19 protein-coding genes are annotated in these 24,654 nt (G+C 49.6%); 13 read left to right on the top strand and 6 right to left on the bottom strand.

Going from position 1 to position 24,654, the window contains the following annotated elements:
* Positions 1 to 100 precede the first annotated feature (100 nt).
* Positions 101 to 658: a DUF6795 domain-containing protein gene (locus tag W04_RS13785; protein ID WP_053911227.1), complete on the bottom strand. Its 558-nt coding sequence runs from the start codon at positions 656 to 658 to the stop codon at positions 101 to 103.
* Between the two features lie 230 nt (positions 659 to 888).
* On the opposite strand from W04_RS13785, the gene recC reads away from it, so the two are divergent.
* From recC to W04_RS13735, 9 genes are all read left to right on the top strand, one after another.
* Positions 889 to 4,152 carry an exodeoxyribonuclease V subunit gamma gene (gene recC / locus W04_RS13780; RefSeq protein ID WP_053911226.1) on the top strand — a complete coding sequence of 1,088 codons (3,264 nt, stop codon included), beginning with the start codon at positions 889 to 891 and terminating at the stop codon, positions 4,150 to 4,152.
* Positions 4,139 to 7,708: an exodeoxyribonuclease V subunit beta gene (recB, locus tag W04_RS13775; RefSeq protein ID WP_053911225.1), complete on the top strand. Its 3,570-nt coding sequence runs from the start codon at positions 4,139 to 4,141 to the stop codon at positions 7,706 to 7,708. The genes recC and recB overlap by 14 nt, the downstream gene beginning before the upstream one ends.
* The gene (gene recD / locus W04_RS13770) at positions 7,701 to 9,533 is read left to right on the top strand and encodes an exodeoxyribonuclease V subunit alpha (RefSeq protein WP_053911224.1); all 1,833 of its coding nucleotides are present in this window, start codon (positions 7,701 to 7,703) and stop codon (positions 9,531 to 9,533) included. The genes recB and recD overlap by 8 nt, the downstream gene beginning before the upstream one ends.
* 2 nt (positions 9,534 to 9,535) lie before the next feature.
* On the top strand, positions 9,536 to 9,901 hold the full coding sequence (locus tag W04_RS13765; RefSeq protein WP_053911223.1) for a hypothetical protein: 366 nt from the start codon (positions 9,536 to 9,538) through the stop codon (positions 9,899 to 9,901).
* 58 nt (positions 9,902 to 9,959) lie between these two features.
* Positions 9,960 to 10,616 carry a DUF2589 domain-containing protein gene (locus W04_RS13760; RefSeq protein ID WP_197275969.1) on the top strand — a complete coding sequence of 219 codons (657 nt, stop codon included), beginning with the start codon at positions 9,960 to 9,962 and terminating at the stop codon, positions 10,614 to 10,616.
* 252 nt (positions 10,617 to 10,868) lie between these two features.
* On the top strand, positions 10,869 to 11,513 hold the full coding sequence (locus W04_RS13750; protein WP_081604450.1) for a DUF2589 domain-containing protein: 645 nt from the start codon (positions 10,869 to 10,871) through the stop codon (positions 11,511 to 11,513).
* A gap of 62 nt (positions 11,514 to 11,575) precedes the next feature.
* The gene (locus W04_RS13745) at positions 11,576 to 12,076 is read left to right on the top strand and encodes a DUF962 domain-containing protein (RefSeq protein ID WP_045978688.1); all 501 of its coding nucleotides are present in this window, start codon (positions 11,576 to 11,578) and stop codon (positions 12,074 to 12,076) included.
* Entirely contained in the window at positions 12,073 to 12,864 is a 792-nt protein-coding gene (locus W04_RS13740) for an SDR family oxidoreductase (protein WP_053911221.1), read from the top strand. Before W04_RS13745 ends, W04_RS13740 begins: the two co-directional genes overlap by 4 nt.
* Positions 12,865 to 12,937: 73 nt before the next feature.
* A complete protein-coding gene (locus W04_RS13735; RefSeq protein ID WP_045978690.1) occupies positions 12,938 to 13,558 on the top strand; it encodes a TetR family transcriptional regulator in 621 nt (206 codons plus the stop codon).
* A 27-nt stretch (positions 13,559 to 13,585) separates the two neighbouring features.
* On the opposite strand, the gene W04_RS13730 is transcribed toward W04_RS13735, so the two are convergent.
* The 4 genes from W04_RS13730 to W04_RS13715 form a co-directional block, all read right to left on the bottom strand.
* Positions 13,586 to 16,675 carry an efflux RND transporter permease subunit gene (locus tag W04_RS13730; protein WP_053911220.1) on the bottom strand — a complete coding sequence of 1,030 codons (3,090 nt, stop codon included), beginning with the start codon at positions 16,673 to 16,675 and terminating at the stop codon, positions 13,586 to 13,588.
* A gap of 3 nt (positions 16,676 to 16,678) precedes the next feature.
* On the bottom strand, positions 16,679 to 17,809 hold the full coding sequence (locus tag W04_RS13725) for an efflux RND transporter periplasmic adaptor subunit (protein ID WP_053911219.1): 1,131 nt from the start codon (positions 17,807 to 17,809) through the stop codon (positions 16,679 to 16,681).
* Between the two features lie 230 nt (positions 17,810 to 18,039).
* On the bottom strand, positions 18,040 to 19,104 hold the full coding sequence (locus tag W04_RS13720) for a DUF3083 family protein (RefSeq protein ID WP_053911218.1): 1,065 nt from the start codon (positions 19,102 to 19,104) through the stop codon (positions 18,040 to 18,042).
* Between the two features lie 84 nt (positions 19,105 to 19,188).
* Positions 19,189 to 19,614: an HPP family protein gene (locus tag W04_RS13715; RefSeq protein WP_053911217.1), complete on the bottom strand. Its 426-nt coding sequence runs from the start codon at positions 19,612 to 19,614 to the stop codon at positions 19,189 to 19,191.
* 92 nt (positions 19,615 to 19,706) lie between these two features.
* On the opposite strand from W04_RS13715, the gene W04_RS13710 reads away from it, so the two are divergent.
* From W04_RS13710 to W04_RS13700, 3 genes are all read left to right on the top strand, one after another.
* Positions 19,707 to 20,099 carry a VOC family protein gene (locus W04_RS13710; protein ID WP_053911216.1) on the top strand — a complete coding sequence of 131 codons (393 nt, stop codon included), beginning with the start codon at positions 19,707 to 19,709 and terminating at the stop codon, positions 20,097 to 20,099.
* An 85-nt stretch (positions 20,100 to 20,184) separates the two neighbouring features.
* Complete coding sequence (gene glnS / locus W04_RS13705) at positions 20,185 to 21,861, top strand: glutamine--tRNA ligase (protein WP_053911215.1); 1,677 nt, start codon at positions 20,185 to 20,187, stop codon at positions 21,859 to 21,861.
* Positions 21,862 to 21,955: 94 nt separating this feature from the next.
* Positions 21,956 to 22,315, top strand: a complete 360-nt coding sequence (locus W04_RS13700) for a VOC family protein (protein ID WP_053911214.1) — start codon at positions 21,956 to 21,958, stop codon at positions 22,313 to 22,315.
* Here the strand turns inward: W04_RS13700 and W04_RS13695 are convergent.
* Positions 22,312 to 23,127, bottom strand: coding sequence for an MliC family protein (locus W04_RS13695; RefSeq protein WP_053911213.1), 816 nt, complete (start codon positions 23,125 to 23,127; stop codon positions 22,312 to 22,314). The genes W04_RS13700 and W04_RS13695 overlap by 4 nt on opposite strands.
* Before the next feature lie 572 nt (positions 23,128 to 23,699).
* Here W04_RS13695 and W04_RS13690 point away from each other — a divergent pair.
* Positions 23,700 to 24,542 (top strand): AbiJ-NTD4 domain-containing protein, encoded by an 843-nt coding sequence (locus W04_RS13690; RefSeq protein ID WP_082342241.1) that lies wholly within the window; start codon positions 23,700 to 23,702, stop codon positions 24,540 to 24,542.
* Positions 24,543 to 24,654: the final 112 nt, after the last annotated feature.

Here is a 24,654-nt window from a genome sequence, read left to right as displayed (position 1 = left end):
GCAAAAATATGACCCTTGTCATGAATTTGCAATTTTGGCGCTTTATGATGAGTGGCAAGTAATGACGTATGTGTTGCTTGAACTCTGATTAGACCCCGACTTAGCCGCTGATAACAGCGGCTTTTTTTTGTGCCGATTTTTGCACATGTAAATCACATATCGAGTAGACATTCACAGGCAGGCTAGGGCGGCGCTTATCGCTGATGTTGAATTCATTTTCAGTGGAGAGCAAATTACACTGCAATTGCGACAGGGTTTCTTGTAGCACGAAGTTGTCTAATTCATGGTCAATGGCGGTGTACCATAACACGTACTGTTGGCCTTGGTAGCGCACACTGATGTCCTGCCATAAGCGCTCAGGAGGCTCGCCAAAAACAGGGTGCTCTGTGGTCATGGGGGCAAAGTAAAAGTGTCCGCTGCTGTCTGTTTTCGCGCGGCTAACGAATTGCTGATCGCCCACCGATAAGGTGCGGGTAATTTCGACATTGGCCAGCTCAGAGCCGCCCAAAGCAAGCTTCCCCTTCACTTGCGGGGATAGGGTTTGAGATTGGGTCACTAAATCAGAGATAAGTGGGCGATGTTGCCCAAAATCACCAAGCAGCGTCACTGAGCAAGCAAGTAAGCCGGCACAAAAAAGGCTGAAAGCAATCAATCGCATTGGCACGCTCCTGTGTGCTAATTCATTCCATTGTGGTTATAACTTAATCTATGTTCCTAAAATATGCAAATTCAAGATGTTACCGAATATTTTGCTATTAACTTAGGCGCAACAATGAAGCCGCTTAACAATCACCAATAAGGTGAAAATACACTGTGATGTCAACCTAGTGCCCGTCATTAAAATTGCGTACACTGGCTATCTAGGCATTCCAATAATACCGATAACACATGCTGCATATAATACAGTCAAACCGTATGGAGATTCTCAGCGCCCAGCTCTGCGCGTTGCTGGCTAATACCAGCAGTTCTAATATTTTCCATAAAGAGCAAGTATTGGTGCATTCTCCAGGAATGTCACAATGGTTGAAACTTGAGCTTACAGCGCAGTTAGGCGTATGTGCACAGGTCGACTTTCCATTACCTTCGAGTTTTATCTGGTCTTTGTACCAGCAAGCTTTGCCTGATGTTCCGCCAGAGTCGTCGTTTAACAAAGCCAATATGACATGGAAGCTCTACGAACTGTTGCCGCAAAAATTAACACAGACTCATTATCAACCCCTAATGCGTTACCTTGATGGTGACGATGATGGTCACAAACGCTATGCCCTGTGTGAAAAAATTGCCGATGTGTTCGATCATTATCTAATGTATCGACCACAGTGGTTGGCTCGTTGGCAAGCGGGTGAAGATCAACTAGATGACGTTGATATTAGCCATGCACCTTGGCAGCCCGATCTTTGGCGTGCTTTAGTCGCGCGTGTTCAAGAGCTGGATCAAAGCCCATACCATCGCGCTAATATGCACCAAGGATTACTGGATGCACTGGCGGCAGGGCAGTTGCAACTGCCGCCACGTATTTGCTTGTTTGGTATCTCCGCTTTGGCGCAATCGCAGCTAGCGATCTTTCAGGCGCTCAGTGAGCACACGGATGTGTTGATATTTCTGTTCAACCCCAGTGAACATTATTGGGGCGATATCGTCGATGAGAAAACGCTGGCTAAAATACACACTCAATATCAACGTAAGCCTAATATCGACGCGGCTGAATCTGAGCAACAATATTTTATCGTCGGTAATCCGTTATTGGCATCATGGGGTAAGCTTGGCCGCGATTACCTAGAGCAACTGCTGCAATTAGATGGCAAGTGGCTGGATGGTTTCGATGATGAATTTGCGCCGCATTTATTGGGTCGTCTACAGCAAGAGGTATATGAATTAGCTTTCAAAGGTGAAAGCTTAGCGCAAGACCCTAGCTGGTTTATCAGTGAGCAGGGCAAGATAGCATTGGCGCAACAAGATCATTCCCTGTTAATCAGTAATTGCCACACCGCTTTGCGCGAAGTGGAGTGCCTACACGACCATCTACTTGCTGAGTTTGCCCGCGACCCAACCCTAACACCTAAAGACATCATTGTGATGATGCCTGATGTCGGCCAGTACAGCGCTTTTATTGAAGCGGTGTTTGGTGGCGCCAAAGGCGAGCGCCATATTCCCTATGCCATTGCCGACTTATCCATTGCCCAAGAGCAGCCTATTGTTAATGCCTTGGTGAGCTTGGTGAATCTACCCTTTAGCCGCTTTGGTGTCAGTGAGTTGATGGATTTATTATACATTGAGGCCATTAGCCAGCATTTTGGCTTTGTCGCCAGCGAACTCGAGCAGTGCCAAGTGTGGCTTGAGCAAGTCGGGGTGAAGTGGGGAATTGATGGCGCGCACAAACAAGAATTCAACCTGCCAAGTATTGATCTCAACACCTGGCGTTTGGGAATAAAGCGATTATTGTTAGGCATCGCGGCCACCGATGCGCCTTATCATGGGGTTTATCCGGCTGACGCAGTTGAGGGCATGGCCAGTGATACATTGAGCAAACTCTTGGCCTTTATCAATGTGTTGTTGCAGGCCAAGCAGGCACTTAGTGGTGAGGCAAGCTTATTGGATAAGTGTACCAGTTTGCGCGCAATAGCCAGTGAAGTGATGGCAATAGAGCATTTAAGCGCAGCGGACTTAGCCTTGTTAGATGGCCTCTATAGTGACATTGAAAAGCACTATGATAATGGCGACTATCAAGGGCCTATCTCGGCACGGATCTTCGCCACCTTGATTCAACAAGGTGTCGAGCAAAAAGGGGTGGGGCAGCGGTTTTTAATCGGTAAAGTTAATTTTTGTACGCTGATGCCGATGCGCGCCGTGCCCTTTAAAAAGGTCTGTATCTTGGGGCTGAACGATGCTGATTACCCGCGCAGTGTACAGCCTATTGGTTTTGACCTGGTGCCTTACAGTCAGCGACGCAAAGGCGACCGCTCACGTCGCCTAGACGACCGCTATTTATTTTTAGAGGCCTTGTTGAGCGCCAGAGATAGCTTATATCTCAGTTACATCGGTCGCTCTAGCCGCGATAACAGCCCCCGAATGCCCTCGGTATTAGTCAGTGAGTTGTGCGAATATTTGGACCGCAGTTTTTGCTGGCAAGACAGCGATGATGCGTTCACAAGCCGATTAGTGATAGAGCACCATCTGCAGCCGTTTCATCCGCAGTATTATCAAAAGGACAGCCGTTGGCAAAGCTTTAATCCGGTGTGGGCCTTGCCGTTAACGGGCGCACAAGTACATCAACAACAGACTCAGCCTTTGGCTGTCACAGCGCCACAACTGTGCGAGCTCGATACCTTGCTGCAGTGCGCTACTCGCCCACAACGTTATTTTTATCAACAAGTACTTGGGGTGCGCATCGATGGCATTGATGCACACGATGAAGATATCGAACATTTTGATTTAGATGCCTTATCGCGTTATCAATTACTCGATGAGCTGCTTGAAGGACAACTGCACGGTAGCGCCCCGAGTGATGAGGAAATTATCCAGCGCGGGGTGCTGCCCCAAGGCGTGTTATCGACATTGACCTTGCAGCAACTGCGTAGTCGTATCAGCCCACTAGCAGAGCAGGTGCAGCTGCGTACGCAAGGGCAAATGGCGCAAATGCTGGAAGTGGATATCATGGTTGCTGGGGTACGCTTGCAAGGCTGGTTAGCGCATCTCTATGGCAGTCAACAGGTGTTTTATCGCAGCGCCAGTATTAAAGCGAAGGATAGGATCCAAGGGTTTATTTATCACTTACTCGCGCAGCTGTGTGGGGAGGCACTCACCACCGTGGTGATGGGCTTAGACGAGCAAGTGTCTTTTGCCCCGATGCATGCTGAGCGTGCCGCACAGTTATTAGCGCCTTGGCTAGAACTGTTTACTAGCAGCCATCAAAGCAGTGTGGCATTTTTCCCCGCCAGTGGCTGGGAGTGGATACAAAGCCAAGATATGAATAAAGCCAATATTAAGTTCGTCGGCAGTCCTTATGTGGGGGTCGCCGAGCGCAGCGACCCTTACATCGCCACCGACTTTGCCGACCTTTTCCAGTGCGAGCAGGAATTCTGTGACTGGAGTACGCGATTGTTGCAACCCATAGCGCAATCAGGCGAGGAGCAACGCTATGCAGACGCTTAATCCTGTCACCCTTGCCTTTGATGGACAACAGCTTATTGAGGCCAGTGCCGGAACCGGTAAAACTTATACCATCACTGGGTTGTATTTGCGCTACTTATTGGGCCTGTATGAAGATGCCCAGGGCAACCAAGGCGAGCCCCTGACGGTGGAGCAAATATTGGTGGTGACCTTTACCGAGGCCGCCACCAGTGAAATCAAAGACCGGGTACGGGCGCGCATTAGCATGGCAAAAAACATGCTGCTAGGGGAGCACAGCAGCGATGAGCTATTGCGTGACTTGATAGCGCAGCTTGACGATCGTCAACAGGCATTTAATCGTCTCGATATGGCAGCGAAATCCTTGGATGAAAGTGCCATTTACACCATTCATGGATTTTGTCAGCGTATGCTTAAACAACATGCGTTTGAATCGAATATGGCCTTTAATTTGCGCTTCACCCTGGATGAAAGTGAGCTGCATGAACAGGCGGTATTCGATTTTTGGCGACAGTTTGTGTATCCGCTGCGTGCAGAGCAAGCGCAGGCGGTCCTCGCTCATTACAGCTCGCCGCATAGCTTGCTAAAAGAGCTGCGTGCGCTCATTAATCGCGAACAGCTGCAGTTACAACCGCACATTGATGACCCTGAGGCTGAGCTGACCCGAGTGTGGAAATGCCAAAGCGAATACCTAAAGGCTTTGCCCCAATTCAAACAGGCACTGCGCGAGGGCGATTTCTTCAATGCCATTGCCGCCAGTGACATCAAAGGCAATGCCAAACCTAAGCATAAAAGTAATTTGGCGGGCTTGGTAGCGTTTAGCTACAATGATGATACCCAGTTGAGTTTAGGCGCGGCCAAACACTCCTTTAGCTTATGGAGTGCGCAAAGCCTTGAGGACCCCAGCATTTATAAGAAAAATGGCCAACCTTTTTCTCATCCTTTGGTGGTGGAATTTGAACGTATGGCGCAGCTTAGCCAGGGCCTGGGTGAGCGCCTTGCGCAGGTGATATGTGTCTTGGCGCTCGCCTATGTGCGTCGCCATGTGCAGAGCAACAAAGCGCGCACCGGCATTATCGCCCCTGATGACCTGCTTAGTCAGCTCTATGATGCGTTGCACAACGACAGCGACAACCAGCTGCAACAGCAAATTCGCCGCCAATACCCAGTGGCGATGATCGATGAGTTCCAAGACACCGATCCCATTCAGTATGGTATTTTCAGCACTATTTATCGCCCCAGCGATGAACAGTTCACTAACCTCACCATGATAGGGGATCCCAAGCAGGCCATTTATGGCTTTCGTGGCGCCGATATTTTTACCTATATCGATGCCAAGCAACAACTGAGCGCGCAGCAGCAGTATACTTTGGCAAAAAACTTCCGCTCGGCAACGCCATTAGTGGAAAGTGTCAATAACTTATTCAGCAGTCACCCGCAGAGCTTTATCTTTAACGATGCCATTCCTTACCAAGAGGTGAAAGCGAATGGCAAAGATAAAGCGCTGTTGTATAAAGGCGAGGCGCTCGGTGCCATGGATTTTGCCTTTTACGGCAGCGGTGCTGAGGTGTTATCGAAAGAGCAAGGACAAAGCGCCCTGGCCGAGGCATTTGCAAAACGGGTTCATTTTTTGTTGGCGGCGGCGCAACAAGGCGACTTGCTGCTGGGTGAGACACCACCGTGCGCCGGCGATTTTTGCATCTTGGTACGCGACAGAGGCGAAGCGGCACTGATGAAACAGACGCTCACCCGCCAAGGCGTTGCCAGTGTTTATCTAGCCCGCGAAAGTGTGTTTAAGCAACCGCTGGCGCAACATCTTTACCGCTTGTTGGCAATTATACACGGTCCCTATGATGAGCGCGCACTGCGGGGCTTGCTGGCAGGGCCATTTTATAACTTCAATAGCGCACAACTGCTGGCACTGAGCGATGATGCCGAGCAGTGGCAGCAACAATTGCAGCACTTCGCCGAGCTCAAGCGGCGTTGGTACCGCGATGGCGCGTTGGCAATGCTCGAGCAGCTGTTATGGCAAAATCAATTACCGCAAGTATGGGCCGAGCACGGGTGGGATGTTGAGCGCCTATTAACGGATTTTCGTCATCTCGGTGAAATTCTCCAGCATAAGCAACTTGAACTGGATGGCACGGCGCGGTTGCTGAAATATTTTCACCAGCAATTGACCCGTGATAGCAGTGAGGGTGACAGCGCCCAGCTGCGTTTGGAGTCCGATGCCCAGCTGGTGCAAATCGTGACCATGCATGCTTCTAAAGGATTAGAATACCCCATTGTGTTTATGCCGTTTGCGGTCAATTTCCGCAGCGCCAGTGCCGCTTATTATCACCACCAAGGGCAGCTGTACTTAGATTTATCTAAACAACAAGAGAACCTTGCGCGCGCTGAGCGCGAGCGTTTAGCCGAGGACTTAAGGTTACTGTATGTGGCCCTGACCCGGCCCATCTATCACTGTGCTTTAGGGCTTTATAATTTGGGTAAACATAAACGCTCGCAGCTTTTGCAAAGCGCGCTAGGGTACTTATTATTTCCAGGGGCTGAGGGCACGGAGAATGTTCGTGAGCTGCTGCAGGCTCGGCTCGCGCCTTACCCGGACATGAGTTTAACCGATGCAGATCATTATAAATCGGGTGAGAATCTGGTACAGGAAAACGCGGCCGATGAGCGCCATGTGCGCGCCCAACAGGCGGTCATTGAGCGCAACTGGCGGGCCACCAGCTTTAGCGCCTTGAGCTTCAAGCACAGTGATTATCATGGTGCCAGTCACAGTGGCGGTGATGATGAGGATCACCGTTTGCAGCAAAGTTTAGTGCTTAAGCAGGCCCTCCCGGTGGCGCAGCTAACGGCTTATGATTTTCCCAAAGGCCCGGGGCCTGGCAGTGCACTGCACGATATACTCGAGCAAATCTCTTTTCGCGGCGTGCTCGCCGGTGAGGCGCAGGCCATGGAAGAGCTTGAGCAAGTGATCGTCCATACCCTGCATAAATACGCACTGGATGAGAGCTGGCATGCGCTGCTGTGCAGCTGGATGGCGGCGATTATGCGCTGCCCCATACTCGAGTCAGGGCTTTATCTGGGGCAATTACAAAGCGATGATTGTTTAGTGGAGATGGAGTTTCATCTCGCGCTCAATGAGCTTGATGCCCAACATTTCAATGCCTCCATGATAAGCCTGTTTGGCTATGACTTTGGTCTTGATTTTGAACGTGTTAAAGGCGTGCTAAAAGGCTTTATTGATTTAATCTTTTGCTATCAGGGGCGCTATTACGTGCTTGATTACAAATCGAATTACCTCGGCGAAAGCGCCGATGATTATAACGATGAAGCCTTAACGCACGCCATGAATGCCCATAGCTATCATGTCCAAGGGGCGATTTATATGGTGGCATTGCACCGCTTGCTGGCGGCGCGATTGCCTGATTATGACCCCGCTAAGCACCTAGGTGGCATGGTGTATACCTTTTTACGAGCGATGCCCGAGGGACACGGAGTGTACTATCGGCCATTCAGTGTTGCTGAAATCGACACCTTAGACGGGCTTTTCGCCAAAGGAGCGCACTATGCTTGAGGTACTGTTAGAACAGCGTAAAGTGCGTACCGTGGATGTCGAGTTGGCGGCGTTACTCGTCGATGAGCAGCAACCACCTTACAGCGAGGGATTTTATATTATCCTGCTGTTGCTCAAAGCTATGCATGAGCAGCATACCTGCTTAGATTTGCACAGTGTGAACTGGGACAACCCCTTTGAGCTCGACACCCGCGCGCCAGTGCCCGCGTTTTTTGCGCCTGACTTTGATGCCCTCGGCTGCCTTAATGCCTTGCCGTGTACTGGGGCTGAAAAACCGCTGCGCATACATGGGCAGCGCGTCTATCTGGCGCGCTATGATGGCTATGAAGCGCAGTTAACCGCGCGCTTTTTGCAGTTAGCTAAGCAGCCTTTGGAGCTTGACTTGCCGGCGCTCAAAGCGCTGTTGGCCCATTACTTTAACAATCAAAACAGCGAACCTGACTGGCAAAAAGTGGCCTGTGCTCTGGCGGCCACCAGTAAGTTTTGTGTGATCACCGGCGGTCCGGGTACCGGTAAAACCACCACCGTGACGCGTTTGTTGGCGATTTTACAATCGCTCTATGCCCAAGCCCCTTTGCACATTGAACTGGTTGCTCCAACCGGCAAAGCAGCAGCGCGCCTAAGCGAGTCTATTCAAGGAGCAAAAGGCGGCTTAGCTCAGACCGACCAGGCGGTATTAGAGAGTATTCCCGAGCAAGCGCAAACCCTGCATCGGTTGTTAGGCACGGTGCCCATGTCCAATCATTTTCGCCATCACCGGGGTAATCCGGTGCATGCCGATTTAGTGATTGTCGATGAAGCGTCCATGGTCGATATTAGCCTGATGAGTAAATTGGTAGACGCCTTAGCACCGCACACTCGGTTAATTTTATTGGGCGATAAAGACCAGCTGAGTTCGGTGGACACGGGCAATATCATGGCTGATATTTGCAGTGAATGTACCCTTGGCCAGCTGCCGCACTACAGTGACCAGCGCGCCGAGCAACTTGGCTATTTATGCGGTGAGCATTCTTATCACAGTGGCCAGCAATCTCCCTATGCGTTAACCGATCATGTTGCCTTTTTGCAGCACAGCTATCGCTTTGATGGCGACAGTGGCATAGGCCAACTGGCGTATGCAATTAACACAGCCGATAGTAAAAAAGCACGATCCCTACTGCAAAGCGGCGCCAGCGATATTAGTTATTACCCCTTGGATGAGGGGTTTTACAGCGCACTCATTGCCCGCTGCGCCGAGCAGTACAGCCACTACTTAGCATTGATTGCAGCCGGGGCAACGCCCGCACAGGTGCATGACGCATTTGCTCGCTTCCAGTTACTTGCCGCACTGCGAGAGGGGCCCTTTGGTGTGCATGCGCTTAACCAACTCATTGAATATCACCTCGCTCAGCAGGGGAAAATCAATGTGCAGCAGCGCTTTTATATCGGTATGCCGTTGATGATCACTCAGAACGACTATCAGCTTAACCTGTTTAACGGTGATATTGGCATTATTATGGCGGATGACAACGGCGAGCCTCAGGCCGTTTTTATGGGCGCGCAGGGCGAGGCCAGGGCATTCTATCCGGGGCGTTTACCGCAATTTGATAAAGTCTTTGCTATGACCATTCACAAGTCACAAGGCTCTGAGTTTGCCCACACCGCCATGGTGCTGCCGCCGCTGCATCGGGGTGGCCAAGGACTTAATCGCCAATTAGTATATACCGGCGTGACCCGTGCCAAGGCGCATATTGAATTGATCTGTGATGCGCGCACCTTGGCCCATGCCATCGCCACGCCAGTGCGCCGGGCTTCGGGGTTGTATCAACGTTTATGTGAGTATTAGCGATGTGGTTTTATGTCATTTTAGCGGTGGTGCTTATTAAAACCTCGTTATTGGGGTTAGGTGTGGTGTCCATGGCCATTGCGTTGTGCGCATGGCTACTGCTGCGCTTGGGGGTGGTTGCTATTCATCCGAGTATGAAGCAAGGGTTTAAGCGCTTGTTTAAAATCGCGTTTCTTTTGCATCTTAGCGTTTATGTGGCGCTCATACTTAAGCTGCTGCTGATCGACTCCTTCGACGATATCCCGGCCTTTATTGTCGGCCACTTACTGATACACCACCTGATGTCAGCCGTCATCGGCGCCACGGTGATCTTTATGCTTATCCGGCGATACTTTTATTACAAGGGCTTACATAAGAGCACGAGTTAAGCCAGCGACTCCTAGTTTTTAATGGCAATAGCGCAAATAGGAACAAAAGGAGAGAACTATGGCTATCGATACAGGACTCGTTGGCTCGGTAATTAATGCCCTGCCATTGGACCGCATGATAGGGGGGCCATTGCATGCAATGATCACCGCCCAAGTACAGGCAAGTCGGGCTTACGCCGAATTTTTGATGACCGTGTGCATTAAAGATGGCAAGGCGGTGAACGTTGAGTTCGAATACGATGAAACCCAAGTGGATACCGAAGGTAACTTCAAGGGCACCATACGTAAGACCATGCGGGTGCCGCTACTTGCAGCGATCACCCACCCCAATATTTGTGTCGAAGAAGGATCAATTGACTTTGAACTGGAAGTGACACAATCAGAAGAAAGCCACAGCGAAACCAGTGGTGAGGGTGGCTTTGAGGCAAAAATGGGCTGGGGTCCATTCTCGGTTAAAGTACACGGCAAGGTGTCTCATAAGTCGGAGCAAACCCGTAAAACCGACACCCGAGCTAAATATTCAATTCATACCGCAGTAAAACGCCAAGGGCCGCCTGAAGCATTAATGCGGGTTATTGATTTTCTCACCGATGCGGCTACTAAGCCCGTGGTTATTGGTGAGGGTAAACCTTCTGCTACTGATGCCTTACCTGCGGACACGAAAGCTGAAATCGCACCGCCTTCTGGTAAAGATGGTAAAAAGGGTGGCAACTAAAGTGCAACTAAAAAATGCTTGGCGGCGGTGCTGGCAGGCCATCAGTGCATTGTGGCCAATACCAAGCCGATATTGGTCTACGCACTGTCACACCAAACAGACAAATGTGGTGCTGTTACATTCCGAGCACTCTGGGCGCGCAGGTGATACGCGCGCCTATGTTAACGTGCAGCTGCATGCTCAAAGTCATTTTCTTAACACTGAGTTATTACAGCGGCTGCGCACTCCCAATGTCATTTATAGTAAGGACTTATGATGTTTGGCAAAGAAAAGATGAATGCGCAAATGCTCACCGATATCACTCGGGGGATCCACCATGCGGTGAACACCACCGGGACCATGATATCGCAACAATATGTGATGCAATTGCAGCAGTTCTTCGATACTCAAGAGGATGGCTCGCTAGCGGCGAAAATGGTGAAAGTGCAAGTCGACGAGCAACACGATATGTATGTGCCGCTTATTGCCTTAGTACAGCCGCAAGGCATAGCCCTAGATAAAATGCGCTTTGACATGTCGATTCAAATCAGTGAAAGCGAGTTGAAACGGGCGACGCACCAAGTGGATGGGTTTAATGCCGAGCGAGTGGCATTCAAGGTGAACCTTTCGCCGAAAACCAGCGACAGCAACCGCCGGCGAACCGATATTGTTGATGTGGAGATGCAGTTTACGCGTTGTGAAGCACCAGAGGGAATGCATCGGCTCATTGAACAATACGCCAATATGATCCAGCCCTTTAAAAACGGTGAGCCAGTGTCCGATGAGCCTAATTCTCCACCGGGGCAGGGACCATTAAAGAGCGCCGCTGCGAGTGAGCGCAAGCCCAACTTAGTACGCATGAATACCCATGCCACTGGCAATCTTGATGAGGGCGAGCGAGACGAGCCAAAAATATAGGCAAGTTAGGGGTTTTACTCTAAACTGAGCACAAGGTTAATAATAAAAAAGGTGCTAACACCATGAAAACCTTGGTTACCCAATTAAGTAATTACGCTCGTTATCATCGTGATAAACGTAATATATACACCCATTTTATCGGCATACCCTTAATCGTGTATGCCTTGCTGGTGCTGCTCTCTCGCCCGAGTTTTACCGTTTTAGCGCTCAGCCTCACTCCAGCTGTGTTGGTCGTGAGTATTACCTGCCTTTATTATTTAAAGCTATCCCTCAGGCTAGGCCTGCTAATGAGCGCATTGTTGGTGCTGGGCCTGCTCGGGGCTGCGCCCGTGGCGATGCTTAGCACGTGGCTGTGGCTGTCCGTTGGTATCGGATTATTCGTCGTGGGCTGGGTATTCCAATTTGTCGGTCACTATTACGAGGGCAAAAAACCTGCCTTCGTGGATGATTTAATCGGCTTGGTTATTGGGCCCTTATTTGTTGTCGTTGAAGCCTTATTTTTAATGGGGCTTTGCAAAGAGCTGCAAGCGCAAATTGAACACCAAGCAGGAGCGATAAAATGAACTTAGATGGCAAACGGGTGTGGTTAAGCGGCGCATCATCGGGCATTGGTGAGGAGCTGGCTAAACAACTTGCGGCCAAAGGCGCTAAGCTGGTGTTATCGGCGCGCAACGAGCAAGCCCTTGAGCAGGTGAAAAATAGCTTGGTGGGGCAGGGACATGTTGTCTTACCTTTGGATTTGAGCGCCGCTGAGAGCCTACTCAAAGAGCTCCCCGAGCAGCTTGCAGCCATCGGTGATATTGATATTTTGATTAATAATGGCGGGGTGTCGCAACGTAGCTTGTTTGCCGACACCGACTTTGCTACTTACCAGCAATTAATGGCGGTCAACTACTTTGGCACTGTGGCCCTGACTAAACTGGTGGTTGCGCAAATGCAGGCCCGAAAGCAGGGGATGATCGTGGCAATCAGCAGCGTCGCGGGCAAAGTGGGCTCTAAGTTTCGCTCCGGTTATTCCGGCTCCAAATATGCGGTGGTCGGCTTTATGGATTGCATTCGCGCTGAGCTTGCCGCTGATGGCATTCATTGCCTCACCGTGTGTCCTGGCTCGGTGCAAACCCGCATTGCTCATAACTCCTTGAACGAGAAAGGGGTGGCGCAGAATCACAGTGAACAGTCGATTGAAAACGGTATGCCGGTGAGCGCCTGTGTGCAAGAAATCATCATCGCGATTGAAAAGCAAAAGCAAGAAGTGGTGATTGGCCAAGGCTTAAGTTATTGGGCACCCACCATCAAGCGTTTTTTTCCCAGGTTATTTAATCGCCTAACCGCCCGGCTGGAGTATCGATAACACCGCGATGGCTGTTGGTTCAGGTAGCAACTATGTTAATATTGCGATCATTATTTCTTAATCGAGCAAGGCCATGGTCAGGCGTTCGAAGGCTGATGCCGAACAAACCCGCAGTGCTATCTTAGATGCCGCTGAGCATCAGTTTTACCAGCATGGTGTGTCACGGACCACCTTGGCACACATCGCCAGCGCCGCAGGCGTCACGCGCGGCGCAATCTATTGGCATTTTGACAACAAAGCCGATCTGTTCAACGCCATGTTAGACCGTATTCGTCTGCCGTTTCGACAAATGCTCAGTGAGCTGCAAAGTGCCAATGATCTGAGCGCTTTGGCGCAAATAAAAGACGTGATGCATCGCGCCTTGGTGATAGTGCAACAAGACCCCCAGTATCATCGCGTGCTAACGGTGGTGTTCCATCGCTGTGAATATGTTGACGAGCTTAACCCCGCAGTACAACAACAAGAACAACTCAATCAAGAAGTGCAGGACACGCTCACACTGGCGTTCGCCAGAGCATTGGAAAATGGTGAGCTTAACCCCGCTATTGAGCCGCGAGTCGCGGCAGCGGCGATGAACTCCCTCGTCGGTGGCCTTATCAGTAAATTCCTGCAACACCCAGGTTATATTGACCTTATTGAGCAAGCGCAAGCCCTCCTTGATACCTTGTTTTTAGGCATAAAAAAGCCGGACTAAAAAGTCCGGCTTTGGGGTTGGGTGCAGTTACTTTCGAACAAAGAGCTTTTGCACCACGAGATAAAACACGGGAACTAAAAAGATAGCCAAGAAGGTGGCACTGAGCATGCCGCCAAGTACGCCAATACCAATGGCATTGCGACTGGCTGAGCCGGCACCGGAGCTTATCGCCAATGGCAAAACCCCGAGCGAGAACGCCAGAGAGGTCATGATGATGGGCCGTAAACGCAAGCGCACGGCTTCGAGCGTGGCGTTGATCACCGAGCGACCTTGTTGCTGTAAATCTTTGGCAAATTCGACGATGAGAATCGCGTTTTTCGATGCCAAGCCCATGGTGGTCAATAAGCCCACTTGGAAATACACGTCGTTCTGAAGACCGAACAAGAAGGCGGCACTGAGCGCCCCGATGATCCCCAGCGGCACCACCATAATCACTGAAAATGGGATAGCCCAGCTCTCGTATAGGGCGGCTAAACATAAGAACACCACCAAAATCGACAAGGCATAAAGCATCGGCGCCTGGGAGCCAGACATTTTCTCCTGGTAAGAGGTGCCGGTCCATTCAAAGTCAATGCCCGGTGGCAACTGAGCAACCAGCTCGGCCATGGTTTGCATCGCCACGCCGGAGCTGTACCCTGGTGCTGGCTGACCTTGAATTTCCATGGCTGAGATGCCGTTGTAACGCTCTAGACGTTGCGGGCCATACACCCAGCGGCTGGTGGCGAAGGTATCAAAAGAGACCATTTCACCTTCGTTATTGCGCACATACCAATGGCTTAAATCTTCCGGGGTCATGCGGTACTCGGCATCGGCTTGCACATAAACCTTTTTAACACGGCCTCGGTCGGTGAAGTCATTGACGTAACGCGAGCCCCAGCCAATAGACAACGCTTGGTTTATCTCGCTAATCGAGACTCCTAACGCTTGCGCTTTAAGCTGGTCGATATCCACCTGTAACTGCGCCGCATCTTCCATGCCGTTAGGGCGCACAGCCATCAGCTCAGGGCGCTGCGCCGCCATTCCCAACAGTTGATTACGGGCCTGCAGTAGCGCGTCATGGCCTAAGGCGCCCCTATCTTGCAAGAACAGGTTGAAGCCTGTGGCTTGTCCTAGCTCTTGAATAGGAGGCAAGTTAAAGGCAAAAATTTGCGCCTCTTTAATGGTAGAAAAATACCCCATCGCCCGGCCAATAGTGGCTTGTACGCTTTGGCTGTCGTCGCGCTCACTCCAATCTTTAAGGCGCACAAAGGCAAGGCCGACGTTTTGTCCGCGCCCGGCAAAGCTAAAGCCGCTGACGGTGAACACCGAGCGCACTGAGTCTTCGCCATGATAATAATCGGCGACCTTAGTCATTATTTCTTCGGTACGCTCTTGGCTGGCACCACTTGGCAGCTGCACCATGGTTAAAAAGATACCTTGGTCCTCATCGGGCAAGAATGACGAGGGCAGGCGGGCAAACATCAATGCCATCACTGCGATAATCGCGCCATATAACGCCATTGAGCGCACCGGACGCTTAAGCAGGCCACCTACTGCCCCTTGGTAACCATCGTTAGAGCGATCAAAGGTACGGTTAAACCAGCCAAAGAAGCCGCCTTTTTCCAAATGGTCGCCTTTGATGGGCTTCAAAATGGTGGCACACAGGGCCGGCGTGAAAATAATCGCCACCAACACCGATAACGCCATGGCCGAAACGATGGTAATAGAGAACTGCTTATAGATAGCCCCGGTCGCGCCGCCGAAAAAGGCCATCGGCACAAATACGGCAGAGAGCACCAAACCTATGCCCACCAAGGCGCCGGTGATTTGTCCCATGGATTTGCGTGTCGCTTCCACAGGCCCCAAGCCTTCCTCGCTCATGACCCGTTCAACGTTTTCGACCACAACAATGGCATCATCCACCAACAAGCCGATGGCCAGCACCATACCAAACATGGTGAGGGTGTTTATCGAAAAGCCCATCGCCGACATAATGCCAAAGGTGCCGAGCAAGACCACAGGAATCGCTAGGGTCGGAATTAAGGTGGCGCGGAAGTTCTGCAAGAACAAATACATCACCACAAACACCAAAAGCACGGCTTCAAACAGTGTTTGCACCACCGAGCTGATAGAAAGCTCAACGAATGGCGTGGTGTCGTAGGGCACTTCAATCTTGAGCCCTTCTGGGAAATAAGGCTTTAGTTCGTCAAGGCGATCGCGCACCGCTTCAGCGGTATCGAGGGCATTGGCTCCGGTGGCCAACTCGATGGCGATCCCCGTTGCTTGCATGCCGTTATAGCGCGCCATAACGGAATAGTCTTCACCGCCGAGCTCAACGCGAGCCACATCTTTAAGCTGCACTCGTGAACCATCTTCGTTAACCCGTAATAGGATTTGGCCAAATTCTTCTGGGCTACTGAGGCGGCTTTGTGCGGTGATAGCGGCATTGTATTGCTGCCCGGGTAATGCCGGGGCGCCGCCAAGCTGTCCGGCTGTCACTTGATTATTCTGCACTTTAATGGCAGCGGTGACATCGGTGGGGGTCAGTTGATATTGGTTAAGCTTTTGCGCATCAAGCCAGATACGCATGGCATACTGGCTGCCGAATACGGTGACATTGCCCACCCCTGGGGTGCGGCTAATTGGGTCTTTAACATTAGAAACCACATAGTCGGCGATGTCTTCGCGGTTCATCGAACCATCTTCGGAGATAAAGCCAATAACCATTAAGAAACTGCCATTAGACTTGGCCACCGAAACCCCTTGCTGCTGCACTTCTTGCGGCAACAGAGGAATTGCCCGTTGCAGTTTGTTTTGCACCTGAACCTGAGCAATATCGGGGTCAGTGCCGGTTTCAAAGGTGAGCGTCAGGCTGACATTGCCCACCGAGTCACTTTGTGACGACATATACATGAGGTTGTCCAAGCCGTTCATGGCTTGCTCTATCACCTGGGTAATGGCGTTTTCAGCTGTTTGTGCGGTGGCACCAGGGTAGCTGGCATTAATGCTGACCGCCGGTGGCGCAACTTTAGGGTATTGCTCAACGGGCAGCTGTTTTACCGATAGCAGGCCCGCAAGCATGATCACGATGGCGATCACCCAAGCAAAAATAGGCCGGCCAATGAAAAAATTAGCCATAAATTATGCCCCCGTGCCCTGTTTTGCCACTGTCACTTTGCTACCGGGGCGAACCTTTTGCAGCCCGGCGACTATTACTTGGTCACCGGCTTGTAGACCGGAGTGGACTTGCCAGCTTTGGTTTATCTCTTGACCGAGCTCAACTACGCGAGTTTGCGCTGTGCCTTCTTTGCTGACCACCATCACTGTGGCCTCACCTTTGGGCGTGCGCACAATGGCTTTTTGCGGTACCAATAAGGCGTCATCATCTTGGCCGGTAGCTAACTGCGCTCGTACGAACATGCCTGGCAGTAATTCACCATTGGGGTTGGGGAACACTGCGCGCATGGTGACCATAGACGTTGATGGGTCAACGCTTACCTCGGAGAACTTCAGCTCACCGGAGAGCGCATACCAGTCGTTATTTTCTAATCTCAGTTTAACCTCGGGGTTTTGGCTGAGGTTGCCTTGGTGCATGGCACTGCGCAAAGAAGATAACTTGGAGGCGGCGCGCGTCATATCAACGTAAATAGGATCAAGCTGGCGAATTATCGACAGCGCAGCGCTTTGATTGGCCGTCAGCAACGCCCCTTCGGTAACACTAGAGCGACCAATCTGACCGTCAATGGGAGCACGGATTTGAGTGTAATCAAGATTAATTTCGGCGCTCAGTACAGCGGCTTTGGCGGCTGCTAAATCGGCCTTTGCTTGTAGCAAGGTGGCTTCGGCATCATCATAGTCTTGCTGGCTGACCGATTTATTACCTAATAAGCCTTTGATACGTTCAGCCTTCATGCGAGTGTTGCGAACACTGGCTTGGGCTTTGGCGAGCGCCGCTTTGGCACTGGCAAGTTCAGCTTGGTAGGGAGCTGGGTCAATCCGATATAACACATCTCCTTTGCTCACCACTTGTCCTTCTTCGAACAGTCGCGCCTGTAAAATACCGCTTACTTGGGGGCGGATCTCAGCTTGACGAAAATCGACCGTGCGGCCAACCAGCTCGGTGCTGAGGTCAATACTTTGTGGCGACAACGTTATGGCCTCGACTTCAACGGCAGCGGGGGCCGTTTGGGCTTGTTGTTGTGGTTGCTCCTGGCAACCACTTAAGCTAAGCGCCGCAAGTACTGTGACTGCGACCAGCGTTTTTACATTCATAACCTACCTTTAGCTGAACAATTTATTAAACCGACTAGAGCAGGAATATACATACATGAATGTATGTAAGCAAGGTAAACTATCTCGTTTACTTTTAAGGTTTTGATATAAATGGTAAAAAAGTCTTTTTCGCAGAAGGAATAAAGCGCTAAATTAGGCTGGTGGGGGACTGAGCCAAGCAACAAAAAAGGCCGCTCAATAGCGGCCTTGTTAATGTTTTTATCGTGCAGTTATAGGCTGTAGCTCAGGTGCTGATAAAAGCGGGTGTTGATATCTTGGCGCTCTGGGTTCACCTGTAAGCTATTGCACAGCGCCTTGATCACGCTCTCGACTTGATTCATAAAGCGGCCATAGCCCATATCATGATGATCCTCGACGCCAGCAACAATCACAAAGTCAATGCTCTGTACCAAGTTGGCGGCATCAAAGAGTACGTGACTTTGGGTTTCGCCTTTGCTGGGTTCAAAGCTGAGCTTTTCCAGTTCCTCATTGTGAGCGCTGGTGTCGATATCACGGTGGCGAATAAGCGGTGTGCGGCCATTGGCCACCATTGCGCGGCGCGGTAGGCGCTTTGCTTCACAGGCGCTGATAAACGCATCTTCAATGTGGCTATAAAAGTTTCCGTAATCCGTGGCGCTGGCATCCAATAGCTGCGTTTTTAACTGCCGTGTGAGTGGCAAAGTAAAACGCGCATAAGTCAGGTCGCGATGGCTGGGTAAGGGGCAGCCACGGGCTTCATAGCGTGGTGCCAGTGCTCTAAGTTTATACCCATAGCTCTCTTTATGCCCTTTGGCGCGGGCGAACAAATCATAGGTTAGGTGCTGATGGTCACGCACTTTCAACTTATTGGCATCGCCGGGAAGTTGCTCTTGCAGTGCGCTTAGCACTTTGGCAACGCGGCGGTGAAAATCGGCAGAATGAGCACGAATGTCTTCACCTGTAGCGAGGAATAGCAACCGTACTTTGCGTGCTCGGCTTTCGCAGCAGCCATGTAGCTGATGAGCCTCGTGATATCGCGGATTATAAAAGAACAGCTGCTGCCGTTGAGTCTCTAAGCAATATGCCTCTTCATGAAAGCGCACAATGGGCAGCTTGTCGTTGACCAGCATATGCACATTGTAGAGCTCGGCATCGTCACATAACGCGAACAGTTGTCGGGCAACGCGCTGATATGCGCTGCGATAATCGCTAAAGCAGGCGTAAAAATCATCATCCGGTTTAAACTCGGCGAGAATATACTGGTTGGCGCGAGCATTGGTCGGTATATAAACGCGATGTTGATTCTGTGAAGCCATGGTTATTCCTTGTTCCTAGGTTTGTTAAATTCGCCTCAAGTGTAGGGCAGATAAATGTCAGCGATGTTGCGCTAGATTAAACTTTTATGACTTTTTCAACAGCTCAACGCTTAGGCGCACAAAGTCTGAAGAGGTGAGTATGCCGAGCAGTTTTTGCTCCTCAACCACCGGCATACAGCCATGACGATTATTGAAAAAAAATTCAGCGATATCACTTAAAGCATCACCGGGGGCCACGGTATCAAAATCTTGAAGCATAATATCGCCCACTTGCGTTTGCTTCTCTTTGCGCTCAAGTGCCGGTGCACCAAACACTGAAATAATGCGCATCACTTGGGCAATCATCAGTTTTTGCGTCAGCATGCCAATAAGTGTGCCGTGCTCATCGGTAACGGGAATATGGCGAATATTGTGCTCACGCATTAATGCATGGGCATCATGCAACGAGGCATCAGCGGTTACGGTCAGCGGCGCTGGGGTCATTAAATCTGCAGCAGTATGCAATTGCATCACGGCTCCTTTAGCGTTGTAATGAATGTCTCTGTAGCATAGCTTAGCGTGACGCACAGTGATTAGATCCTAATCAATAAAAGGAGCATTCAATGCAATTACACGGGCTAGACCATGTTGTGCTGCGCACCGATGATGTACCTCGCATGTGCGCATTTTATGAGGAAGTACTTGGCGCTCAGTTAGAGCGCGTATTGGAGCAAGAGGGGTTGTATCAGTTGCGTGCCGGTCAGGCCCTGATTGATATTCTTAGCACTCAGGGCAGCATAGATAGCAAGCAACCGGTGCAGGTGCGCACCTCGCCACTGGCGCATTTTTGCTTGCAAATCAGCGCCGCGAGCGAACAGGCGGTGATCCGCACCTTAAAAGCCAAAGGCGTAAACCAGTCGTTGCAGTTCGCTGAGCGCTACGGGGCCACTGGTTTTGGTCGTTCTTTATACATTCTTGACCCAGACGGCAACACCGTTGAATTAAAGCTGGTGTGACCTTACTAAAAGCTGTAAGTTAAGCGCAGTATTTGTCATAATGCGTGGGTTATAAGTCACGCAGAATTCAGAGGAAAGTATCCCAATGGCGGAGATTGAGAATCGCCCAACGAACTTTATTCGTAACATCATTGACGCAGATTTAGCCTCAGGCAAACATCAGCAAACGCACACGCGTTTTCCACCCGAGCCAAATGGCTTTTTGCACATTGGCCACGCCAAGTCTATTTGCCTGAATTTTGGCATTGCACAAGACTACAACGGGCTGTGTAATTTGCGTTTTGATGATACCAACCCAGAAAAAGAAGACATCAACTATGTGAACTCAATAAAAGAAGACGTGAACTGGTTGGGTTTTCAGTGGAGCGGTGAGATTCAATACTCTTCTAACTACTTTGACAAGTTGTATCAGTACGCTGTTGAGCTTATTGAAAAAGGCCTCGCTTATGTGTGTTTCTTAACACCAGAGCAAGCTCGCGAGTACCGTGGCACGTTAAAAGAGCCGGGTAAAAATAGCCCTTATCGCGATACACCTGTGGCGGAGAACCTAGCGTTATTCGAAAAAATGAAAAACGGCGAGTTCAAAGAGGGCGAGTGTGTACTGCGAGCCAAAATCGATATGGCCAGTTCTTTTATGGTGCTGCGCGACCCGATTATTTATCGCATTCGTTTTGCCCACCACCACCAAACCGGTGATAAGTGGTGCATTTACCCAATGTATGACTTTACCCATTGTATTAGCGATGCGCTTGAAGGCATTACGCACTCATTGTGTACCTTGGAGTTCCAAGATAACCGCCGTTTATACGACTGGGTGTTAGATAATATCAGCCTAGAGTGCCACCCACAGCAAATCGAGTTTTCACGACTGAACCTTGAGTACACCATTATGAGTAAGCGTAAGCTTAATCAGTTGGTGGTTGATGGCCATGTTGATGGTTGGGACGACCCGCGTATGCCAACGATTGCCGGGCTACGCCGACGCGGTTATACCCCAGGCTCTATTCGTGAATTCTGTAAGCGCATTGGTGTAACCAAGCAAGATAACCTAGTAGAAATGGGCATGCTTGAAGCCTGTATTCGCGATGATTTAAATGAAAACGCGCCACGTGCCATGGTGGTATTAGACCCGGTGCGCGTCGTGATCGAAAATTACCCACAAGAGCAAGTGGAAATGCTCGATGCGCCTAATCATCCGAACAAAGAAGAAATGGGTTCGCGTCAGTTGCCATTTACCCGCGAGGTGTTCATTGAACGCGAAGACTTCCGTGTTGAAGCGAATAAGAAGTTTAAGCGCTTAGTGCTAGGCAAAGAAGTGCGTTTACGTAACGCTTATGTGATTAAAGCAGAGCGCATTGACGAAGACGAGCAAGGCAATATCACCACCATTTATTGCTCTTATGACCCGGAAACACTAGGCAAAAACCCGACTGATGGCCGCAAGGTTAAAGGGGTTATTCATTGGGTGAGTGCCAGCCATTGTATTGAAGCCGAAGTGCGCCAGTACGACCGCTTATTCAATGTGCCTAACCCAGGTGCGGCAGAGGACATTACCGATGCCCTTAACCCAGAGTCACTAAAAGTGGTTAAAAATGCCAAATTAGAGCCTAGCCTAAGCGAAGCGGCTGCCCTAAAAGGGTATCAGTTTGAGCGTACCGGGTATTTCTGCCGTGACGATCACTTTTCACACTTAGTGTTTAACCAAACCGTAGGGCTACGTGATTCTTGGGCCAAGATTGAGCAACAAGATAAAGGCCAATAGGGCCTTAATGCGTTAATACGCAACCCAGTAGAACCAATAAAAAAGGTGCGCTATGCTTAGCGCACCTTTTTTTGTTTTATAGCAGGCGACAAGGATGAAAAATAATCACGAAATGCTGAACTATGTGGAATACCCTGCGCGCGACCTCGAGGCCACAAAAGCATTCTTTACCCATGTTTTTGCATGGCAATTTACTGACTACGGCCCAGATTACACAGCCTTTAGCGGAGCAGGGCTCGATGGCGGCTTTTATCGTAGCGACTTAAACGCTCAGACCAGCAAAGGCAGCGCATTATTGGTTTTTTATTCCAGCGATATTGCGCAAACCCAAGCTAAGATAGAGCAAGCGGGAGGCGAGATCTCCACAGCGTTATTCGACTTTCCAGGCGGGCGACGGTTTCACTTTGTGGAGCCCAGTGGTAATGAGTTTGCGGTATGGTCGGAGCCTGCTTAGCGTAATGTGCACTGCTGCATGGGCGTGTTGTACTGCCATTGCACAAAGGCACTATCGCCTTTTTGCCAAAAAACCTGATTGCGGCCTTGGTATTTAGCACCACTGGCGGCAATCACGCGCTGCATCAGCCATTGTTGCTCACCCTCGCGCAGGGCAATAAATTGTGGCGTGGTATCATAAAAATCAACACTTACCTGTTTGCCCTCGCAATCATACTGAAGGTGGTCCACAGCCGTGGTGAGTTGATACTGCACTTGCAGTGAAGCGTTGCGATGCTGATAGGCATCAATAATGCACTGTTTTACGTTATCTGCTTGCCAGCACGCATCGCGGCCTTTTATCCAACCACGTTGCATGGCCCGTAACGTGCTTTTATGTTTATCACTATCGGATTGTGCCAGTGCTTTTTCGAAGGTGTCGGCCAATTGCGCATCTAACTCACTCAGCCTTGGCGACTGGCATACTTGGCGGGCGATATCACTTTGTGCTTGCTCACAGTTAAAGCTGGCTGAGGTGTTCGCTTGGTTTGCCACCCATTGGCACCACTTAGGTGTTAATAATGGCGGCTTATCTGCATGGTTATTGATATCTAAACGGTACTCCACACTGTTTGCCCATTCCGCAGTGCCAATATCCGGGCCGTGTCCACTGCCATCGCCAGTACTGACTAGCTGCTCAATTGCATTGAGATTAGCTTGGGTACATTGGGTCAATGTGAGAATTTCTGCTGGTGGGGATTCACCGCTTGGTGCGGTAGCAACATGACAGGCGGCAAGAGTCAGAACGGCGGTAACAATGGCTAAACGTTTCATAATTAACAATAGCGAGAGTAAAAACGCAATTATAGAAAAGGGGTATTAATAGAGGGTGAATAGCGCGATACGTTGCGCTGCTCCGCTAGGCAGCGCCAGAGTTCTGAGTATGTTTAACCATTTAAAAGTTTAAAACCCCTTATCCACATCGAGTAAACTTTTTCCGTTCCTAAGCTGTAACGTCTTGTTCTTAGCTCAGCGCTTACCGATTCTAAAAATAGGAATGAGGGCATAACAAAACCAAAAGAAGCTGTATGTAACGGTAAAGATGGCCTTTATCAAAAAAGCAAAAACAAGCCATGTTATGCAAAGTAATATCAGCCGCGACTAAACCAATAGCATTTTTAAGGTATTGAAATATAGCTTTTTATTTATATTTAGCAAGCCAAACTCCGCACGATTATCTTATTGCAGGCTTGTAAACCACACCACAGCGTATCGACATGGCGACACTCAGCTGATAACTTAATGATTTATTAACAATAAATGAACGTTAACGTGGTCCAGTAGCCAAAGGTTGTTTGGCTCCGAAATGCACGCTAATAAGCTGTTAGCCACTCAAGGAGGTACTGGTGAGGTTTTCAGAAAGATTTGGATACAAACAAGCTAGGGATAGTATTCAATTAGAGTCAGTCGACGAAGCACTCTTAAACTCACTTTGGAGCTTGTTGAAAGTATCGATTTGGGATGATATATCCTATTCACATGGTGGATACACTATCAGTAGAGATAGTAACCCTCAAATTTATAGCCTCTGTGAAAAACTTTGGCTTAATTATTTCAAATATCCATTAGATACCCTGAGTCATCGCTGGAACGAGGTTCAGAGCCAACTTAGAGATTACTTTTTCGGATGTAGCTGGTATGAAGTTTATGACTTCATTGAGTTTTGTTCGCAAAATTACGGGAAATATCAGTTTCGTGACCGTTTTCCAGAAATCTGCAATAAGATTTTAGAACGGGAAATGTCGGCATATCGATTTGTCGGTGGTCAAATTGCTCAAATAACAGAAAGGGAGCAATTAGAAGAAATAGATAAAGCCATATCAAATAATGAAGAAGCAGTAAGGTTGCATTTAGAAAGATCTTTACAGCTTCTATCAGATAGAAATAATCCTGATTATCGCAACTCCATTAAAGAATCGATAAGTGCCATAGAGAGCTTGGTTTCTATTATCACAGGAAAAAAGGAAACTCTTGGTCAACTGATAAAAATACTCGATAAGCAAATAGCTCTCCATCCTGCATTGAAAACTGCATTTTCAAGCTTATATGGGTTTACTTCAGATGAAAATGGCATTCGTCATGCACTACTTGAACAAAGTAGAATTACATTCGACGATGCAAAATTTTTCTTAGTTGTATGCTCAGCTTTTTCTAATTATGTACTTAGTAAAGTCGAAGTGAGTGGCTAACAAACAACTGTTGGCGCTCACTGCGTTCGCTGGGACACAAACACATGGGCTCCCTCGCTTCGCTCGTTATTTTAGCCCATGTATTTGTGCCCCAAAGTTGGGGCGTTAAGCC

It is taken from the genome of Pseudoalteromonas sp. SW0106-04 (assembly GCF_001293805.1).
Classification (GTDB): domain Bacteria; phylum Pseudomonadota; class Gammaproteobacteria; order Enterobacterales; family Alteromonadaceae; genus Pseudoalteromonas; species Pseudoalteromonas ruthenica.
Note: the sequence above shows the minus strand (reverse complement) of the source record. Positions and strands in the feature narration are given on the sequence as shown.

What these genes read in the sequence shown, in the direction of transcription:
- W04_RS13785 (WP_053911227.1), bottom strand. Translation starts at nt 658, where the DNA reads ATGCGATTGATTGCTTTCAGCCTTTTTTGTGCCGGCTTACTTGCTTGC.
- recC (WP_053911226.1), top strand. Translation starts at nt 889, where the DNA reads ATGCTGCATATAATACAGTCAAACCGTATGGAGATTCTCAGCGCCCAG.
- recB (WP_053911225.1), top strand. Translation starts at nt 4,139, where the DNA reads ATGCAGACGCTTAATCCTGTCACCCTTGCCTTTGATGGACAACAGCTT.
- recD (WP_053911224.1), top strand. Translation starts at nt 7,701, where the DNA reads ATGCTTGAGGTACTGTTAGAACAGCGTAAAGTGCGTACCGTGGATGTC.
- W04_RS13765 (WP_053911223.1), top strand. Translation starts at nt 9,536, where the DNA reads ATGTGGTTTTATGTCATTTTAGCGGTGGTGCTTATTAAAACCTCGTTA.
- W04_RS13760 (WP_197275969.1), top strand. Translation starts at nt 9,960, where the DNA reads ATGGCTATCGATACAGGACTCGTTGGCTCGGTAATTAATGCCCTGCCA.
- W04_RS13750 (WP_081604450.1), top strand. Translation starts at nt 10,869, where the DNA reads ATGATGTTTGGCAAAGAAAAGATGAATGCGCAAATGCTCACCGATATC.
- W04_RS13745 (WP_045978688.1), top strand. Translation starts at nt 11,576, where the DNA reads ATGAAAACCTTGGTTACCCAATTAAGTAATTACGCTCGTTATCATCGT.
- W04_RS13740 (WP_053911221.1), top strand. Translation starts at nt 12,073, where the DNA reads ATGAACTTAGATGGCAAACGGGTGTGGTTAAGCGGCGCATCATCGGGC.
- W04_RS13735 (WP_045978690.1), top strand. Translation starts at nt 12,938, where the DNA reads ATGGTCAGGCGTTCGAAGGCTGATGCCGAACAAACCCGCAGTGCTATC.
- W04_RS13730 (WP_053911220.1), bottom strand. Translation starts at nt 16,675, where the DNA reads ATGGCTAATTTTTTCATTGGCCGGCCTATTTTTGCTTGGGTGATCGCC.
- W04_RS13725 (WP_053911219.1), bottom strand. Translation starts at nt 17,809, where the DNA reads ATGAATGTAAAAACGCTGGTCGCAGTCACAGTACTTGCGGCGCTTAGC.
- W04_RS13720 (WP_053911218.1), bottom strand. Translation starts at nt 19,104, where the DNA reads ATGGCTTCACAGAATCAACATCGCGTTTATATACCGACCAATGCTCGC.
- W04_RS13715 (WP_053911217.1), bottom strand. Translation starts at nt 19,614, where the DNA reads ATGCAATTGCATACTGCTGCAGATTTAATGACCCCAGCGCCGCTGACC.
- W04_RS13710 (WP_053911216.1), top strand. Translation starts at nt 19,707, where the DNA reads ATGCAATTACACGGGCTAGACCATGTTGTGCTGCGCACCGATGATGTA.
- glnS (WP_053911215.1), top strand. Translation starts at nt 20,185, where the DNA reads ATGGCGGAGATTGAGAATCGCCCAACGAACTTTATTCGTAACATCATT.
- W04_RS13700 (WP_053911214.1), top strand. Translation starts at nt 21,956, where the DNA reads ATGAAAAATAATCACGAAATGCTGAACTATGTGGAATACCCTGCGCGC.
- W04_RS13695 (WP_053911213.1), bottom strand. Translation starts at nt 23,127, where the DNA reads ATGAAACGTTTAGCCATTGTTACCGCCGTTCTGACTCTTGCCGCCTGT.